The 17,074-nt window shown below is 50.8% G+C and carries 13 protein-coding genes and 1 pseudogene; 12 read left to right on the top strand and 2 right to left on the bottom strand.

Annotated elements, in window-relative coordinates; translation table 11 throughout:
* Positions 1-37: 37 nt before the first annotated feature.
* The 6 genes from ACYU8Y_RS24050 to lepB all read left to right on the top strand — a co-directional run bounded on the left by ACYU8Y_RS24050 (position 38) and on the right by lepB (position 6,136).
* Complete coding sequence (locus ACYU8Y_RS24050; RefSeq protein ID WP_460940694.1) at positions 38-1,063, top strand: SPASM domain-containing protein; 1,026 nt, start codon at positions 38-40, stop codon at positions 1,061-1,063.
* A 179-nt stretch (positions 1,064-1,242) separates the two neighbouring features.
* Positions 1,243-2,025, top strand: a complete 783-nt coding sequence (locus ACYU8Y_RS24045; RefSeq protein WP_041615784.1) for a ParA family protein — start codon at positions 1,243-1,245, stop codon at positions 2,023-2,025.
* Between the two features lie 98 nt (positions 2,026-2,123).
* A complete protein-coding gene (locus tag ACYU8Y_RS24040) occupies positions 2,124-3,038 on the top strand; it encodes a ParB/RepB/Spo0J family partition protein (RefSeq protein ID WP_460940693.1) in 915 nt (304 codons plus the stop codon).
* 27 nt (positions 3,039-3,065) lie between these two features.
* Positions 3,066-3,977: a DUF5683 domain-containing protein gene (locus tag ACYU8Y_RS24035; protein ID WP_460940692.1), complete on the top strand. Its 912-nt coding sequence runs from the start codon at positions 3,066-3,068 to the stop codon at positions 3,975-3,977.
* A 110-nt stretch (positions 3,978-4,087) separates the two neighbouring features.
* On the top strand, positions 4,088-4,837 hold the full coding sequence (dapB, locus tag ACYU8Y_RS24030; RefSeq protein WP_460940691.1) for a 4-hydroxy-tetrahydrodipicolinate reductase: 750 nt from the start codon (positions 4,088-4,090) through the stop codon (positions 4,835-4,837).
* A gap of 126 nt (positions 4,838-4,963) precedes the next feature.
* Positions 4,964-6,136, top strand: coding sequence for a signal peptidase I (gene lepB / locus ACYU8Y_RS24025; RefSeq protein WP_460940690.1), 1,173 nt, complete (start codon positions 4,964-4,966; stop codon positions 6,134-6,136).
* A 60-nt stretch (positions 6,137-6,196) separates the two neighbouring features.
* On the opposite strand, the gene ung is transcribed toward lepB, so the two are convergent.
* Positions 6,197-6,862, bottom strand: coding sequence for a uracil-DNA glycosylase (gene ung, locus ACYU8Y_RS24020; RefSeq protein ID WP_460940689.1), 666 nt, complete (start codon positions 6,860-6,862; stop codon positions 6,197-6,199).
* A gap of 142 nt (positions 6,863-7,004) precedes the next feature.
* On the opposite strand from ung, the gene apaG reads away from it, so the two are divergent.
* From apaG to polA, 4 genes are all read left to right on the top strand, one after another.
* Positions 7,005-7,391 carry a Co2+/Mg2+ efflux protein ApaG gene (gene apaG, locus ACYU8Y_RS24015; RefSeq protein ID WP_460940688.1) on the top strand — a complete coding sequence of 129 codons (387 nt, stop codon included), beginning with the start codon at positions 7,005-7,007 and terminating at the stop codon, positions 7,389-7,391.
* A 7-nt stretch (positions 7,392-7,398) separates the two neighbouring features.
* On the top strand, positions 7,399-8,193 hold the full coding sequence (locus tag ACYU8Y_RS24010; protein ID WP_460940687.1) for an O-methyltransferase: 795 nt from the start codon (positions 7,399-7,401) through the stop codon (positions 8,191-8,193).
* A 57-nt stretch (positions 8,194-8,250) separates the two neighbouring features.
* Entirely contained in the window at positions 8,251-9,615 is a 1,365-nt protein-coding gene (locus tag ACYU8Y_RS24005; RefSeq protein WP_460940686.1) for a monooxygenase, read from the top strand.
* Between the two features lie 255 nt (positions 9,616-9,870).
* Positions 9,871-12,963 (top strand): DNA polymerase I, encoded by a 3,093-nt coding sequence (polA, locus tag ACYU8Y_RS24000; protein WP_460940685.1) that lies wholly within the window; start codon positions 9,871-9,873, stop codon positions 12,961-12,963.
* Between the two features lie 128 nt (positions 12,964-13,091).
* Here polA and ACYU8Y_RS23995 read toward each other — a convergent pair whose 3' ends face one another.
* Positions 13,092-13,784 (bottom strand): PepSY-like domain-containing protein, encoded by a 693-nt coding sequence (locus ACYU8Y_RS23995; protein ID WP_460940684.1) that lies wholly within the window; start codon positions 13,782-13,784, stop codon positions 13,092-13,094.
* A 337-nt stretch (positions 13,785-14,121) separates the two neighbouring features.
* Between ACYU8Y_RS23995 and ACYU8Y_RS23990 the strand changes: the two genes are divergently transcribed.
* Together ACYU8Y_RS23990 and ACYU8Y_RS23985 are read left to right on the top strand one after the other, a co-directional pair.
* A complete protein-coding gene (locus ACYU8Y_RS23990) occupies positions 14,122-15,627 on the top strand; it encodes a circularly permuted type 2 ATP-grasp protein (protein ID WP_460940683.1) in 1,506 nt (501 codons plus the stop codon).
* A gap of 292 nt (positions 15,628-15,919) precedes the next feature.
* Positions 15,920-17,074, top strand: a pseudogene (locus ACYU8Y_RS23985) (gliding motility-associated C-terminal domain-containing protein); the annotation flags it as partial.

Genomic DNA, 17,074 nt, shown 5'->3' with positions numbered 1-17,074 from the left:
AAGCTCGATTCATTTTATTGAGTATTACCTTTACTACATGAATCGCAACCTACTCGATGGCCTTAACTTCGCTTCCAAACTAACGCCTAAGCGGATCGCCAACGCACTGAAGGTCGTGTATAGCTATTATGAGTCCCGCCGAACGGGCAAAGCGAGGCAACGAGGCCTGCCCATGTCGATCTCGTTCGAGCCAACGACTTCCTGTAACCTGCGTTGCCCAGAATGCCCCAGCGGATTACGATCATTTACCCGCCCGACTGGTATGCTTGGGGAAGACCTTTACAAACGCACCATCGACGAGCTGCATGATACGTTACTTTACCTGATTTTTTATTTTCAGGGTGAGCCTTACCTGCATCCTCAGTTTCTGGAACTGGTCCGCTACGCTACAGATCGTAATATTTACACGGCTACCAGCACCAATGCCCATTACCTGACCGACGCCAATGCCCGTAAGACGGTGGAATCGGGCCTGGATCGACTGATTATATCGATTGATGGCACCACGCAGGACGTGTATGAACAGTATCGGGTGGGTGGAAAGCTGGAGAAAGTACTCGAAGGCACTAAGAATATCATACGCTGGAAAAAAGAACTCAAGTCACGTACCCCGCACGTGGTCTTTCAGTTTCTTGTTGTAAAGCCCAACGAACACCAGATTGCCGAAGTTAATAAGTTGGCCCGCGAATTGGGTGTCGATGAAGTCGGCTTGAAAACGGCCCAGATTTACGAGTACGAACACGGCTCCGACCTGATACCAACCCTGGACAAGTATAGTCGGTATGCGCCACAAGCCGACGGAACCTATCGCATCAAAAACGGCTTCGGCGATCACTGCTGGAAAATGTGGCACTCCTGTGTCATTACCTGGGATGGCCTCGTTGTTCCCTGCTGCTTCGATAAAGATGCTCACCACCGACTCGGCGACCTCCAAACCGAATCCTTCGCCGACCTCTGGCAAGGAACCGACTACACTAATTTTCGCCAAACCTTACTCCGCTCCCGCTCCGAGATCGACATGTGCCGCAACTGCACAGAAGGCACACAGGTCTGGGCCGATTAACGAGTGAACGAGCGAATGCGTAAATGAACGAGTTGCTAACGTGGTGAAAACTACCGGATGGCTTCGCTCTTTCACTCATTCATTCTTTCGCTCTTTGATTTTTTGTGAAACATTCCGTGAAACAGTTCTTGCTTTCGTGAAAACTAACCGGCATCTTTGAACCTGCATCGCACAGACCCATGGGCAAAGTCATTGCTATCGCCAACCAAAAAGGGGGCGTCGGTAAAACCACAACAACTATCAACCTGGCCGCCAGTTTGGCCGCCCTCGAATTTCAGACGCTCATTGTTGATGCTGATCCACAGGCGAATTCTACGTCAGGGCTCGGCTACAATCCGAAAGAAATCGAGAACAGTATTTACGAATGTATGGTTGAGGGCGTTCGTCCTCAGGATGCTATTATTCAGACGGATTTTCCGAATCTGGATTTGCTGCCATCGCATATCGACCTCGTTGGGGCCGAGATAGAGATGATCAACCTCCAGAATCGGGAGGATAAAATGAAAACGACGCTCGACAGCATTCGCGACGACTACGATTTCATTATCATCGACTGCTCGCCTTCCCTTGGTCTGATCACGATTAACAGTCTGACCGCGGCCGATTCAGTCATCATTCCGGTTCAGTGCGAATATTTTGCGCTGGAAGGTTTGGGGAAACTGCTTAATACCATCAAGATCATTCAGTCGAGACTCAATACGCATTTGGCAATTGAGGGTATTCTGCTGACGATGTACGACCTGCGCGTTCGGCTATCCAATCAGGTCGTTGGTGAGGTAACGAGTCATTTTCAGCAAATGGTTTTCAGTACCATCATTCCGCGTAACATTCGGCTGAGCGAATCGCCCAGCTTTGGCGTACCTGCCCTGGCGCAGGATGCCGACAGCAAAGGAGCCGTCAGTTACCTGAATCTGGCTCGCGAAATTCTGATTAAGAATGGCATGATGCCGCAGGAAGCTTAAATCAAGTAGGTGTGGTGTATGATGTATGCTCTAGGATGACCTGATTCTGAGCTTTCTCTAGCATACATCATACACCATACATCATACGTACTTGTCTTATGGACAACACCAAAGCACCGAATAAGAAGATGATAGGATTGGGCCGCGGCTTGGGTGCCTTGTTGCACGACAGTGAATCGGTCAGTCGGCAGTCGAAACCATCGCCCTTTGAGTCGATCGGTACGATGACTGAAATCAGTTTGTCGCTGATTGAAACAAACCCATTCCAACCCCGAACCCGTTTCGATGAAGAAGCACTGCTGGAACTGGCCGACTCGATTCGGACGCAGGGCATCATTCAGCCCATCACGGTTCGCCAGTTGGGTAAAGAACGGTATCAGCTTATTGCGGGGGAACGGCGTTTGCAGGCATCCAAAATTGTTGGCCTGAGCCATATTCCAGCGTATGTTCGGACGGCAAATGACCAGCAGATGCTGGAAATGGCGCTGATCGAGAACATTCAGCGGGAAAACCTCAACGCCATTGAAATTGCGCTCAGCTACCAGCGGCTCATTACCGAATGTAGTCTGAAGCAGGAAGAGCTGGGGGAACGAGTGGGCAAAAATCGCACAACGGTGAATAACTACATCCGGTTGCTGAAGTTACCACCCATCATCCAGGCCTCGTTGCGCGACAATCGTATTTCGATGGGTCATGCCCGCGCGATTATCAATATCGAAAATCCGGAAACACAAATACGACTCTTCACCCGAGCCGTCGATGAAGAATGGTCCGTTCGAAAGGTTGAAGAAGCCGTTCGGAATTTATCGGACGATGCCAGCGAGCTAGCACCTACCCGCAGCGTTACCCTGCCTAAGCAGGAAATGCGCAGCTTACAGTTCAAACTGTCTTCCATGTTCGGCACCCGCGTGTCCATCAAAGCCGATGAAAAGCACAAGGGAGAAATAAAAATTCCATTTACCTCGCAGGAAGAATTAACCAAAATTCTGGAAGTTCTGAATTCCCAAGCGTAAATCAACTCTGTTAAATTACCTTAAACGGTGAACGAACGGCCCGAAAAAGAGGTCATGGGCCGTTGTTTGGGCATGAAGCAGTCTTTCTTCTTACTTATAACCACCCTGCTGTTCTGCTTGCCCATCGCTACCGCGTTTGCGCAGCGTCCGGCTATTCGTCCGGCCCCAACGCCAGCCGCTATCGATTCGACCCGAAAAGGAGAAGCTGCCTTTGATACGATTCCGTCGACGATACGCCGTAACGGTGTCCAGATTCAGGTTGGCAAATCCGTGCTGACGGATGACGATTCCACTTCGCTCGATAATCCGGACACGGTTCAGGTATCGGCCAGCCAGGAAGCGAAAATTCACAAAATCATCCCCAAAAAGGCAACGATGCGGTCGCTGGTACTGCCCGGTTTAGGCCAGGCCTACAACCGACAGTATTATAAAATACCGTTCATTTACGTTGGGTTTGGCGTAATGGGCTACCTATTCGTCAAGTACAGAGGACTGGCTAAAGAAGCCGAAACAGGCTACCGGCGATTACTTTACGGCGATCCGGTGACCGATGCGCTGTTTAACTACGGCGATGGCTTTACGGCGCATCTTTCTGATGCGTATCCAATTATAAGAGGTGCAGATGTTACCAGTGTAGCTTTATACACAAAGGTAGATGAAGTCTTAATCGGGGTAAGCCCATTCAACGATAATAAAGTTATTTTTCGAACAACGGCCAACGCCAAAAATGCGTATGACACCTTCCGGCGTTACCGGGATTTGAACCTACTTTTATCGGGCGTTTTATGGGCGGTCAACATCGTTGAAGCCAATGTGGCAGCCCATCTGAAAACGTTTGATTTAACCGACGACATTTCTATGACCGTCGAACCCAATGTGCTACCGGCTCCCGGAATGGGGTTTATCCCGGCGATTCGAGTGGCGTTTACGTTTAAATGACCGGGTTTGTGGCTTATAGTTTGTCATTGGTTAACCGGTGAAAGCAGTTGACGCCGGTCCGGTCAGCCAACAACGAATTGTAAACCACAAACCGTAAACCACAAACCTAAGTGAATATTCTTCTGCTGGGCTATGGCAAAATGGGCAAAACGATCGAGCAACTTTTGCTCGAGCGTGGACACCAGATTGCCGCCCGAATTGACCGTGGAGACGGCCCCGGCCACAACCACGCTGAGTTGACCAATCTTGCCACCGACGCTGTAGACGTCGTTATTGAATTCAGCTCACCTGAATCGGCAGCCGAAAACATAACGTATTGCCTGGAGCGCGGCTGGCCGGTCGTCTGTGGCACAACGGGCTGGCTGAACCGCCGGGCCGACATCGAAGAACTTTGCAAAACCCGAAAAGGCGCTTTCTTTTATGCATCCAACTACAGTATAGGGGTTAATCTGTTCTTTCGCCTGAACAAAGTCCTGGCCCAGTTTATGCGGAACTATCCTTCATATCATGTGTCGATGACCGAAATTCACCATACCGAGAAGAAGGACGCGCCCAGTGGAACCGCCATCACCTTGGCCGAAGGCGTCATGGAACAGCTAGCCAGCAAACGCCGTTGGATTAGCAACGAAGCGGGTCATGAACCACAACCCGTGGACGAGGATGCCATTGAAATTCAGTCGTTTCGGGAAGGAACGGTGCCGGGCACACATACGGTTCGCTACGATTCTGACGTTGATCAGATTGAGATCTCACACGTGGCTCACAGTCGGCAGGGCTTTGCTTTAGGCGCTGTTGTAGCGGCTGAGTGGCTTGTCGGCCGGGAGGGCATATTTGGGATGGACGACCTGTTGGGGAATTGAATGATGAGCGGTTACCTAAAAACCAGCTCATCTTCGTAATTTCGTATCAAAGCAAGGGCCGTTCGACAACCCATTCGTAATTTAGTACCACACGGGCCATCCCGTCATCATTTATCATTTGCATACATGTCAGTAACTCAAACGAAGGCCGAAACCAGACCGGCTAAAGCCAGGAAATCGCCCATTCGGGAATGGTTTGATTCCGTCCTATTCGCCGTGGTAGCGGCCACGCTCATTCGCTGGTTGTTTATGGAAGCCTTCACGATTCCGACGCCTTCAATGGAAAATAGTTTGATGGTGGGCGACTTTCTGTTCGTGAGTAAGTTGCATTATGGCACCCGTACACCCCGTACGCCGTTGCAGGTACCGCTCACTCATCAGAAAATATGGGGAACCAATATTCCTTCCTACAGTACGGCTATTCAACTACCATCTTACAGGTTGCCAGGTTTTACGCACGTAAAAAACGGCGATGTAGTCGTATTCAACGTGCCGCCAAAATACCTTAACGATAACATCGACTACCCTGTTGATCTGAAAACCAACTACATCAAGCGATGTATCGGTATTCCCGGCGATGTGCTTGAAGTCCGGCAACGGGAAGTGCTCATCAATGGCAAACCATTTCCAACGCCACCCCGTGCGGAACAAAAATACTTTATCAAAACGACCGAAGTCCTCGACGCGACCTTCTTCCGTAAGTACGACATTGTAAATGATTACCGCGATCCAAGTCAGCCAACCGAGAACTGGAAACCGCTGGAGCAGTACAACGATTCGACCAAAACCTCGGTCATGGTGGGCTACAGTGTCAACACGACACAGGACGTAATCGCCAAATTTAAAAGCTTCGATTTCGTGAAAGGCATTGAACCTATGTCTGACAAGCCGGGCGAGATGTCGCCAATGATTTACGGTACGCCAACGTTCAAATGGAATCATGACAACTTCGGGCCGATCACGATTCCAAAAAAAGGAGCAACGATTCAACTCAGTGCACAAGCCATTGCGCTTTATGGTCCAGTCATTCAGTTGTATGAAGGCAATGAACATGTAGAAGTTGCCCCCGAACAAATCAAAATTGGTGGCCAGCCGATCAAGTCGTACACCTTCAAACAGGATTACTACTTTATGATGGGCGACAACCGCGATAACTCGCTCGACTCCCGTTTCTGGGGCTTTGTTCCCGAAGATCACATTGTGGGTAAGGCCGTATTCGTGTGGATGTCGCTGGACCCAAATCCGGCCAACGCTTGGAATAAAATCCGTTGGAATCGACTGTTCAGAACAATTGACTAATTAGTCTTAACCGCGACAGGCGGGCCATCTAGTCCGCCTGTCGCGGTTAACAATGTCGCACTACCACTCCAGGGGCGGCAATCCTTTACTTTCCAGATACGTATTGGCCTGGCTAAAATGCTTATTGCCAAACCAACCGCCGTAGTTGGCCGCCATGGGGGAAGGATGTTTTGCTTTTAGAATCAGGTGTTTTTTCCCATCAATAATGGCTCCCTTTTTTTGGGCATAAGCACCCCAAAGCATAAAAACGACATGCTGTTTCTCGTCCGAAATGAGTTTGATCACAGCGTCGGTAAACGTTTCCCAGCCCTTTCCCTGGTGCGAACCCGCCTGACCGGCCCGTACAGTCAGTGTGGCGTTTAAAAGCATAACTCCCTGACTGGCCCAGCGTTCCAGATTGCCCGATTTAGGAATGGGCTTTCCCAGATCATCCTGAATTTCTTTAAAGATGTTGACTAGCGACGGTGGCTTCGTAATACCATCCGCCACCGAGAAAGCCAGCCCATTTGCCTGTCCTTCACCATGATAAGGGTCCTGACCAAGAATAACAACGCGGGTATCATCGAAGCTACACTTGTTAAAAGCGTTGAATATCAACGCACCGGGAGGAAATACGCGCTGCGTACTGTATTCGTGTCGCAGAAATTGAGCTAACTCGCCAAAATAAGGTTTGTCGAATTCGGGTTGGAGCCGATTTCGCCAGGATTCGGCAATAGATACATTCATGAAGGAACTGATAAAGGTGTTTAGGCATTATAGGCCTACAAACGCCAGAATCCACTCCCGAAAAAAAAAATGAGAGCGGCCCTTGCGTAACAAAACTAATAAACCTAATTTTCGTTGTAAGGTTGCAAAACGACACTAATTTATGGTTTCGTCAGTCACAGAAGGCGTAAAAGTTAGCGTGAAGACAGAGTATCAGGCTGATTACTCTAGTCCGCTCCAGGCGCATTATGTTTTTACTTACCGAATTACCATCGAAAACGCGAGCGACTATACCATTCAGTTGCTCCGGCGTCATTGGTTGATTTTCGACTCCAATGGCACCGTTCGGGAGGTTGAGGGAGAAGGTGTTGTTGGGCTGCAACCCGTGCTGGAGCCGGGCGAGGTCCACGAGTATGTATCGGGCTGCAATTTGCGTTCGAGCATCGGAAAAATGGCGGGCACCTACCTTGTCGAACGTATTATTGACGGCAAACAACTTCGGATCAGTATTCCTGAGTTCACGATGGTGGTGCCTTATAAGTTAAATTGATTCATTCTTGCTGCTTGCTTATTTTCGGTATTTAAGTCGCGCCCGCGACGAACACGCGCTCCACTCCCCGTTTCTGTTTGCGTTATACACCCAGGTAATCCGGGCAAAAACCGGATCGAAACCTTTACTGGCTCCTATACGGGATCTGCGCAGACAACTTCGTAGAAGTAGACAGATTATTACCATCGCCGACTACGGGGCCGGGCCACGAAAGGCTGGCTCTAAAGTAAACGAGTCCCGGCAACGTACGGTGGGTGATATTGCGCGGAACTCACAGAAACCAGCTCGTTTTGGCCGTTTGCTGTTTCGGCTCATTCAGCGCTTTGAGGCCAGGAATATCGTGGATTTAGGGACATCCCTGGGCATGACAACGGCCTACATGGCGGCAGCAACCAACGCTTATGGCGGTCGTGTGCTCACCTTCGAAGGATGCCCCGAAACGGCGGCTGTGGCCCGGCAGAATTTCGACCAACTGACCATTCAGAATGTAGCCATTGTGGTGGGTAATCTGGATGAGACACTGGCTCCTCAGATCGCATCGCTCGATCCGGTTGATTTTGTTTTCTTCGACGCCAATCACCGGTACGAACCCACCATCCGCTATTTTGAAACCTGCCTGGCCAATATTCACAACGACACGGTATTTGTCTTCGACGATATTCACTGGTCAGATGAAATGGAGCAGGCATGGGCTTATATCAAACAACACCCATCCGTCAGCGTTACAGTCGATTTATTTTGGGTAGGGCTGGTTTTCTTTCGGCGGGAGCAGCCGAAGCAGGATTTTATCCTGCGCTTTTGACGGAATAGCGGGCAAATTATAGTATCTTCAAACGGCTTTTTTGCCCTCCTGTCACACATGAACTTCTTGACGTATAACCGGTCAGGCCTATCTATTGGTATGTCGGCTCTTTTGCTGACTATGCTCTCCTGCACGAAGAACAGTACAGAGCCGGAAGCACCGGCGGCAACGTCATCGTTCGAGTTGATTCAGCAAAAAATTCTGACGCCAACCTGCGCTACATCGGGCTGCCACTTGTCGGAAAAGGACGCCACCTTCTTTCAGCATGGCCTTGTGCTGGCTGATGGAGTAGCCTATCAAAACCTGGTCGGCGTTGACCCAAAAAATAGCGATGCGAAAGCCGACGGCTTGAAGCGGGTGAAAGCCTTTGCCTCCCTGGAAAGTCTACTCTATCATAAACTTACGCCGACCGCCAGTCATCATTCGGGAAAACAGTACGGTAATCCGATGCCACTGGGGGGCGTTTTATTGTCTGATGGGCAAATTGAGTACGTAAGGCGGTGGATTGATGCTGGCGCACCTAAGACCGGCACCATAGCCGATGCTACCTTACTGGACGACAAAACGGTGACCCCTGCGGCTTATGAGCCACTGCCGGCGCCCGCTACCGGAACGGGTTTCCAGATGGCGGTGCCTGCATTTGACATCCAGCCGAATTTTGAACGGGAGCTCTTTACCCGGCGGATAGTCGGCAATACGCAGGATGTTTATGTGAATCGGTATGAGACAAAAATGCGGAGCGGGAGCCACCATTTTGTTGCTTATGACTTTCGTAGTAAAACGTTTTTGCCGAATCTGAATGATATTCGTGACCTGCGTAACGCCGATAATTCGCTCAACTTATCGACGGCCCTGACCATGTCTAACCATGTGTATCTGGCGGGGTCTCAGGCGCCGTATCAGGACTATGTTTTTCCCGAAGGGGCCGCTTTACTCATACCGGCAGGAGCTTCGCTCGACCTTAACTCACATTTTGTCAATAAAACGACGACGGTTATGCGGGGAGAAGCCCAGATCAATCTGTACACGGTCGATAAATCGAAAGTGAAACAAGTTGTACAGACGCTGGACTTGAGTAATACAAACCTGACCATTCCTGCCAATGGACGCGTGACGCTGACCAAGTCGTTTGCTTTTAACAAAGCTCGCAAGGTGCTCACGCTCACCTCGCATATGCATAAACTGGGTGAGAAATTTGTGATTAAACTACTGGGTGGCCCTCGCAACGGCGAAATTGTTTATACATCCACGGATTGGGCGCATCCCGATATTATTACGTTCAAAACGCCCATTGAGTTGCAAAAAGGTGAGGGACTTATCTCAGAGATCACCTATAACAACACCACCGGTAAGGCGGTTAGTTTTGGCTTGACCAGTGAAGACGAAATGGGCATTATCTTCGGCTACTACTTCGAAGAATAAACGAGCCATCCGGTACCTCGACCCTGAGCCATCCTAATTTTCTGGAGAAAGACTCAGGATTTTGTCTATTTTAGTCGCCAACGGTATTGCCTGTAGAAACGGCCATTGAAGCCTTTTCTGGAATCAAAACCCCTGCATACCTGTTGTTATTGAAAGGGATTTCCCCTGTTTTTCTTAGCAATTTGTAAGGTCAAAACGGCTCGATTGTCGCCAAGACTTTCGACCTTTGGCTTACTGACCCGTTACTTCTTTCGAATGGCCAAACCGACTAAAAAACTGTTTTTGTTAGACGCGCTTGCACTCATCTACCGCGCTCATTTTGCTTTCAGTAAATCCCCCCGCATTTCGTCGCGGGGCATCAACACGTCGGCTGTCTTTGGCTTCATGAATGCCATGATCGAGGTATTGACCAAGGAGAAACCAACCCATATCGGTGTCGCTTTCGATTCGGCCAAAAAGACGTTTCGGCACGAGTCGTTTCCGATGTACAAAGCAAATAGGCAGTCACAGCCCGAAGATATCAGCGTAGCCATGCCGTACATCAAGCAGATTGTGGAAGCCATGCACATTCCTATGCTGATTCTGGACGGATACGAGGCCGACGACATCATTGGCACCGTTGCCAAGAAAGCGGCTCTCGCTGATTTTGAGGTGTATATGATGACACCCGACAAGGATTACGGGCAGTTAGTCGAAGAACACATTCATATTTACAAGCCCGCCTTTATGGGCAAACCCGCCGAGAAGCTGGGCGTAGCCGAAGTCCTGGAACGCTGGCAAATTGAGCGGATCGATCAGGTGACAGATATGCTCGGGCTGATGGGCGACTCGGTCGATAATATTCCGGGAATTCCGGGTATTGGCGAAAAGACCGCACAAAAGCTGATCGCTGATTTCGGAACGGTAGAAAACCTGATTGCCCGCGCCGACGAACTAAAAGGGAAGCTCAAAGAAAACGTTGTCAATTTTGCGCAGCAGGGCCTGCTATCGAAAGAGCTGGCCACCATTCATTTGGATGTTCCGGTTCCGTTTGATGAAGAGCACCTGCGCCACACGGAATACGACAAACCCCGGTTAGCCGCTTTGCTGGATGAGCTGGAATTCCGGCAAATGAAAACCCGTTTGCTGGGTGGTAATTACGACGAAAAGCCGATGCCGGCCGCCTTCAAAACGGGTGATACATCGCAGATGAATCTGTTTGATTCACCCGGCCGGTCCGCCGATGCGGTGGACACACCCGCGTTTTTGCCTTTTCCCAATATGGGCGCGTTGAACCCTACCGGTGCTGATGACCTGCCTTTCGATTTTGGTTCTGGTACACCACCGGCTCCGGTCGAAAAACCGAAAAGCAAACGCACGTCTGTGAAAGTGCCCGTTGCGTCGGGTGCCGAGGCCGCTACCAAAAACGTGTCGGACACCATCACAACGGACGATGCCGTAGGGACCGAGGTGACCGAAACCAAAGACGGCCAGACACCGGCTTATCTCGACGTGTACCCGGATTACGAACTAGACGAGAATCAGCCTGAACGACGCAAGACGATTCTCTCCGTAAAACACGACTATCGGCTGGTCGATACCGCCGAGCTGCGGGCCAGTCTGGTGCATTTTCTCACGCTTCAGCCGAGCATTTGTTTTGATTCGGAGACGACAGCCCTTGATCCCGTCGAAGCCGATTTAGTCGGTCTATCCTTTGCTTATCGTACCGGCGAAGCGTTTTATGTGCCGGTTCCTGCCGAGCGCAACGAAGCGCAGGCCATTGTCGATCAGTTCAAGCCTGTTTTCGAGAATCCCGCAATTGAAAAAATCGGGCAGAACCTGAAGTACGACCTGCTGATGCTCAAAAAGTACGGCGTGGAAGTGCAGGGCAAACTGTTCGATACCATGATTGCCCATTACCTGATTGAACCGGAAATGCGCCATAATATGGACATGATGGCCATGACCTACCTCAACTATAGTCCGGTCGAGATTGAATCGCTGATTGGCAAGAAGGGAAAAGGCCAGCTCACCATGCGCGACGTAGATATTCAGAAGGTCGTTGATTACGCGGGTGAGGACGCCGATGTTACGCTTCAGCTTAAAGAAGCCTTCGCCCCTCGCCTTGAGAAAGATAATTTGCACAAGCTGTTCGACCAGGTAGAGATGCCGCTCGTTCAGGTGCTGACCGACCTGGAACTGGAAGGTATCACCATCGATACCAACGCTTTGGCCGAACTTTCTGCCACGCTCGACGTCGATATGCGGCAGGTACAGCAGGAAATTTTTGCCATCGCCGGAGAGCCATTTAACATTGGCTCTCCGAAGCAACTAGGCGAGGTTCTGTTTGATAAGCTCAAGCTCGATAAAAACGCAAAAAAGACCAAAACTGGTCAATACGCAACGGGCGAAGAGATTCTGTCGAAGCTCGAAGCGGAACATGAAATTGCCCGTAAGATTCTGGATTACCGGGAGTTGATCAAACTCAAAAATACGTACGTAGATGCTCTGCCACTGCTCATCAGCAAACGCACCGGGCGAATTCATACGTCGTTCAATCAGGCCGTAGCGGCAACGGGTCGCCTGTCGTCGACCAATCCGAACTTGCAGAACATTCCCATCCGTACCCCACGCGGGCAGGAGATTCGTAAAGCATTCGTGCCGCGCGGACCGGAGTTCGTCATTATGTCGGCCGATTATTCGCAAATCGAACTGCGGATTATGGCGGCTTTCAGTGGGGATCAAACCATGCTCGAAGCTTTCAACAATGGCGTTGATATTCATACCCAAACGGCCAGTAAAGTATTCCACGTTGGGCTGGATGACGTAACGGGCGACATGCGTCGGAAGGCAAAAACCATCAACTTCGGCATCATTTACGGCATTTCGTCCTTCGGGTTATCGCAGCGGTTGAAGATTCCGCGCAAAGAGGCCTCTCAGATTATCGAAGAGTACTTTGCCGGATTTCCAGCGGTAAAAGACTATATCGATCAGTGCATCGAAAAGGCGCGGGGCTTTGGCTATGCCGAAACCATCCTGGGCCGTCGCCGGTACCTACGCGACATTAATTCGCGCAACCAAACGGATCGGATGTTTGCCGAGCGCAATGCCGTGAACGCGCCCATTCAGGGCAGTGCCGCCGATATGCTCAAGATCGCTATGATTCAAATTCACGCGTTCATGCAGGCCGAACGGCTGAAATCAAAAATGATCTTAACGGTGCACGATGAACTTGTCTTCGATGCCCACCGCGACGAGATTGACTTGCTCCGTGAGCGGGTGGATGAAATCATGCGCAACGCCATCCCAATGGGCGTAAAGATGGAAACGGGTATCGGTACCGGCGAAAACTGGCTGGTGGCGCACTGATAAATTTTCAAATTGGTCCCCACGATGTTTCCTAAAACCTCATCTCGACTTTTAATCAAGTAAGCCGTTAATGACAAAGACCCAGTCGAGGCTGGGTCTTTGTCATTAACGATACCATAACCTGTCGGTTAGCGACCTGCCACCGCTTTCTTAAACGTACCGTCGGAGCCAAACAGCAGGGCAACCCGCTTTTTATCCGCTGTCGTAATGGCGACTAGGTAGTTCCCGGACATTTTTTCCTGCACAGCTTTATCAATCGTGGCACCGGCATAGGTTGTGTTGATGTAAGATGTGATAGCGGCTGGCAGGTTCGACACGGCCACGGTCGTTACATCGGGGCCTTTGCCGGGCCGAGGATGATTGGCGGAATCAGCTTTGGGCGGTTTAGGGTGACTCAACGAATCACCGTGCGGGTGCCTGGGGTGATGTGCCGAATCGCTGGGAACATGGTTAGCCGAATCGCGGGGAGGACGACCGGGTCTGCCCTCAACTACTTTCACGAATGTACCGTCAGCCTTAAACTGTAATAGCTTCAGGGTGCTGTTTACCGTAATCGCCACCAAAAAATTCCCCTTCTCATCTTTCAAGGCTTCCTTAATGGTTGCGCCCGCGTAGTTCGTAGTAATGTAAGTAGTAATAGCGGCTGGTAAGGTAGCTGCTTCTACGACGGTCAGGTTGTGGGGTCCGGTAAGCGACGTGCTCACAACACCCCCCAAACGGGCAGAAGCATCGGCAGTGTCGGGATCAACGGAGTTACGGTTACAGGCGTTCAGGCTCACCACCAGGGCAGCCACGCAACTAAACATAAGCAGTGCTTTCATATATGTATTCGGTTGGTTTTGTTAAAAAAATACAAACGGAAACTAAACCAGAGGCAGACTCGTTTCCCGGCCATGTTTACTGTACGTACTAGGTATATCTACCGTTGCAACTACGAAAAAAAAGGCAGGCAGACGCAACGAGTACCTAAAACCGTGGTCGGATAAAACCTTATATACGGAACACAGCTAGTATGTATACCTCTGCCTGATCAATCATTGACTTGCCAGAAGTGTATAAGCCATTACAATTCCTTACATTTACAGTGCTTCCTTTGCGTATTATTCAGCCATACACGATTCTGTTTGGCAAATTATCCCTATTGCCATATATTGTTCTATGAAAAAACAAAAGGCCCGCCAATCTCAATCGCAAACGCTCAATGGAATGACTCAATCCCAGGGTCAGCACAATGGTAATTTTTCGTTTAGCGATTATAACACTGAAGATTTTTTTGATGAGATGTTTGCCAGCCAGATGCAGGTCAGGGACGGATATGTTCCTTTTCAGCAACGCGTTGAACAACTCACCCGCGAGGATCTTATTGGGCGACAGCATGCTGCCGAACGGGCGTTGATGAGCATGGGCATTACTTTCAATGTCTATTCAGAAGGCGAAGGCACCGAACGCATCATGCCCATCGATATCATTCCCCGCATCATCGAATCGGCCGAATGGGATCGGCTGGAAGCAGGCCTGATTCAGCGCATCAAGGCCATCAATATGTTTCTGGACGATGTGTACAATGAACAGCGCATTTTGAATGACGGCGTCGTTCCCCGCGACCTTATCGAGTCCAGCAAATCATTTCTGCCTGCCTGCCTGGGTGTCAGACCGCCCAAAGGGATCTGGTGTCACATTACCGGTACCGACCTCATCCGGGGCGCCGATGGTACGATGATGGTTCTGGAAGACAACCTGCGCTGCCCGTCGGGCGTTTCGTACATGCTCGAGAACAGGGAACTCAATAAGCAGACTTTTCCGGAAGTTCTGGCTCAGACGGGCGTTAGGCCCGTATCCGATTACCCGACCCGGCTGCTTCAAATGCTCCAGTATATTGCCGACCGACCCAACCCAACGGTTGTTGTGCTGACGCCGGGCATTTATAATTCAGCCTATTTTGAGCATTCGTATCTGGCCCAGCAGATGGGCGTCGAACTGGTTGAAGCTCGTGACCTGGTTGTGTCCGGTGGTTACGTAAAGATGCGCACCACCAAGGGTTTCCAGATCGTCGATGTCATTTACCGCCGTATCGACGACACCTTTCTGGACCCGCAGGCCTTCAACCCGGACTCGATGATTGGGGTACCCGGCATTTTTGAAGTCTATAAAAAAGGGCGGGTGGCGTTGGCCAATGCGCCCGGTACGGGGGTTGCCGATGACAAAGTAATTTACGCCTATGTTCCCCGCATTATTCAGTACTACATGGGCGAAGAAGCGATCATTCCAAACGTGCGAACGTACATCTGCCGCGAAGAAGAGGATTGCCAGTATGTCATGGACAATATTGAACAGCTGGTTGTTAAAGAGGCCAACGAAGCCGGGGGCTATGGCATGCTTATCGGCCCCAAAGCCTCGCCGGAAGAGCACGACTTGTTCCGCCAGAAAATCAGAGAGAATCCTCGTAATTACATTGCCCAGCCAACTATTTCGCTGTCCAGAGTACCCTGCATTGTGGGCGATCATGCCGAAGGTAGGCATGTGGACCTTCGGCCCTATATTCTCTACGGAGACGGTGTAAACGTTATTCCGGGCGGACTCACCCGGGTAGCCCTTCGCAAAGGGTCTCTCGTAGTTAACTCTTCGCAGGGCGGAGGAGGAAAAGATACGTGGGTGTTGTATTGAGGGCTTAAGGTCTACGGCTGGTTGCTTTCGCCGGTCCGCCGATGCAGTCAGCCAACCGTAGACCACAAACCAATCTATCTCCTTTTTCACAATAAAAATACGTTGCCTGACCTTTGCCTTATCAGCATTCGTCAGGCCAAAGCCTCCTTACTTTTTCTACTCAACTCAGACACGCTCCTGATCGACTGTCATCAGCAAAAAAGGATACGCTTTTTCCATTTGTTTACGTTTAAGATGCAAATGGAATAATGGTATGCGGTTTATTTACAGTCTTAGCCTTTCAGTCTTTTTTTTGAGTTGCCTCCTGTCGCCCACGATCAGCCGGGCCACCCACGTACGGGCAGGGGAAATCACGACCAAACGAATTTCGGCGACCTCCCTGACATACGAAATTACGTTCACGGCCTACTACGATTACACGGGTGGCCCAACAGGCGGAAAGCAGGCGGCCGACGCGGCCAACGAGTACACCATGTGTTTTGGCGACGGCACTACAGAGGTCGTTAAGCGAAGTAAAATAACGTACATCAATGGCAATACGTCGTCTATAAACATTTATAAGACCGTTCACACCTATGCCGGTCCAGGTACTTTTACTATTGGCATTACCGTTGTCAATCGAAATAAGGGGACTATTAATTTACCTCCGCCCGACCTGTCACTAAACATTCCGTTTTTTGTCTCGACGACGATTTACATCAACGCGGCCCTGCTGACCAACTCCACCCCCGTGATGCTCAACCCACCCCTGGACTCGGGACGCGTGGGCCAGAAGTTCTGCCACAACCCGGCCGCCTTCGATGCCGATGGCGATAGCCTCGCTTACCGATTAAGCGTACCAAAGACGGATCCCCTGGGCAATAGCTGTACTGGACGACCCATCGGCGCCTATCAGGACCCCACCCGCTTCAGCACCGCCCGCGAAGACGGCAGTGCACCCCCCACCTTCTCGATCAACCCCATCACCGGCGAACTCTGCTGGGATGCCCCCGGTCAGATCGGCCAATTTAATTTCGCCTTCATTGTCGAAGAATGGCGCAATGGGGTGCTCATCGGCGAGATCACCCGCGACATGCAGATCATCGTCGTCGACAGCCCCAACAAACGACCCCTCATCCAGCCAATCCCCGACCTCTGCGTCCAGGCCGGCACCCTTATCAACCAGCCCGTCAACGCCACCGACCCCGACGGACAACGCGTCATCATCTCCGGCTTCGGCGGAGTATTCAACATCGGTCCCGACCGACAGCCCCTGCCAGCGGCCGAACTCATCCAGCCCGCCTACGCCCGACTCATCAACGGCGACATCACCCAGAACCAGCCCGCCACGGCCACCTTCTCCTGGCAGACCAACTGCAACCAGCTCCGGGACACACCCTACGATGTGACCTTCAAGGTCAGCGACGTGCCCAACCGGCCCACCCCCTCGCTGGTCTCCTTCCAGACT

The organism is Spirosoma humi (assembly GCF_054776575.1).
This window is presented reverse-complemented; position numbering and strand designations above follow the sequence as displayed.

Coding starts and splice junctions, on each gene's coding strand:
- ACYU8Y_RS23990 (WP_460940683.1), top strand. CDS start 14,122: ATGAAAAAACAAAAGGCCCGCCAATCTCAATCGCAAACGCTCAATGGA.
- ACYU8Y_RS24005 (WP_460940686.1), top strand. CDS start 8,251: ATGAACTTCTTGACGTATAACCGGTCAGGCCTATCTATTGGTATGTCG.
- polA (WP_460940685.1), top strand. CDS start 9,871: ATGGCCAAACCGACTAAAAAACTGTTTTTGTTAGACGCGCTTGCACTC.
- ACYU8Y_RS24040 (WP_460940693.1), top strand. CDS start 2,124: ATGGACAACACCAAAGCACCGAATAAGAAGATGATAGGATTGGGCCGC.
- apaG (WP_460940688.1), top strand. CDS start 7,005: ATGGTTTCGTCAGTCACAGAAGGCGTAAAAGTTAGCGTGAAGACAGAG.
- lepB (WP_460940690.1), top strand. CDS start 4,964: ATGTCAGTAACTCAAACGAAGGCCGAAACCAGACCGGCTAAAGCCAGG.
- ACYU8Y_RS24050 (WP_460940694.1), top strand. CDS start 38: ATGAATCGCAACCTACTCGATGGCCTTAACTTCGCTTCCAAACTAACG.
- ACYU8Y_RS24045 (WP_041615784.1), top strand. CDS start 1,243: ATGGGCAAAGTCATTGCTATCGCCAACCAAAAAGGGGGCGTCGGTAAA.
- ACYU8Y_RS23995 (WP_460940684.1), bottom strand. CDS start 13,784: ATGAAAGCACTGCTTATGTTTAGTTGCGTGGCTGCCCTGGTGGTGAGC.
- ung (WP_460940689.1), bottom strand. CDS start 6,862: ATGAATGTATCTATTGCCGAATCCTGGCGAAATCGGCTCCAACCCGAA.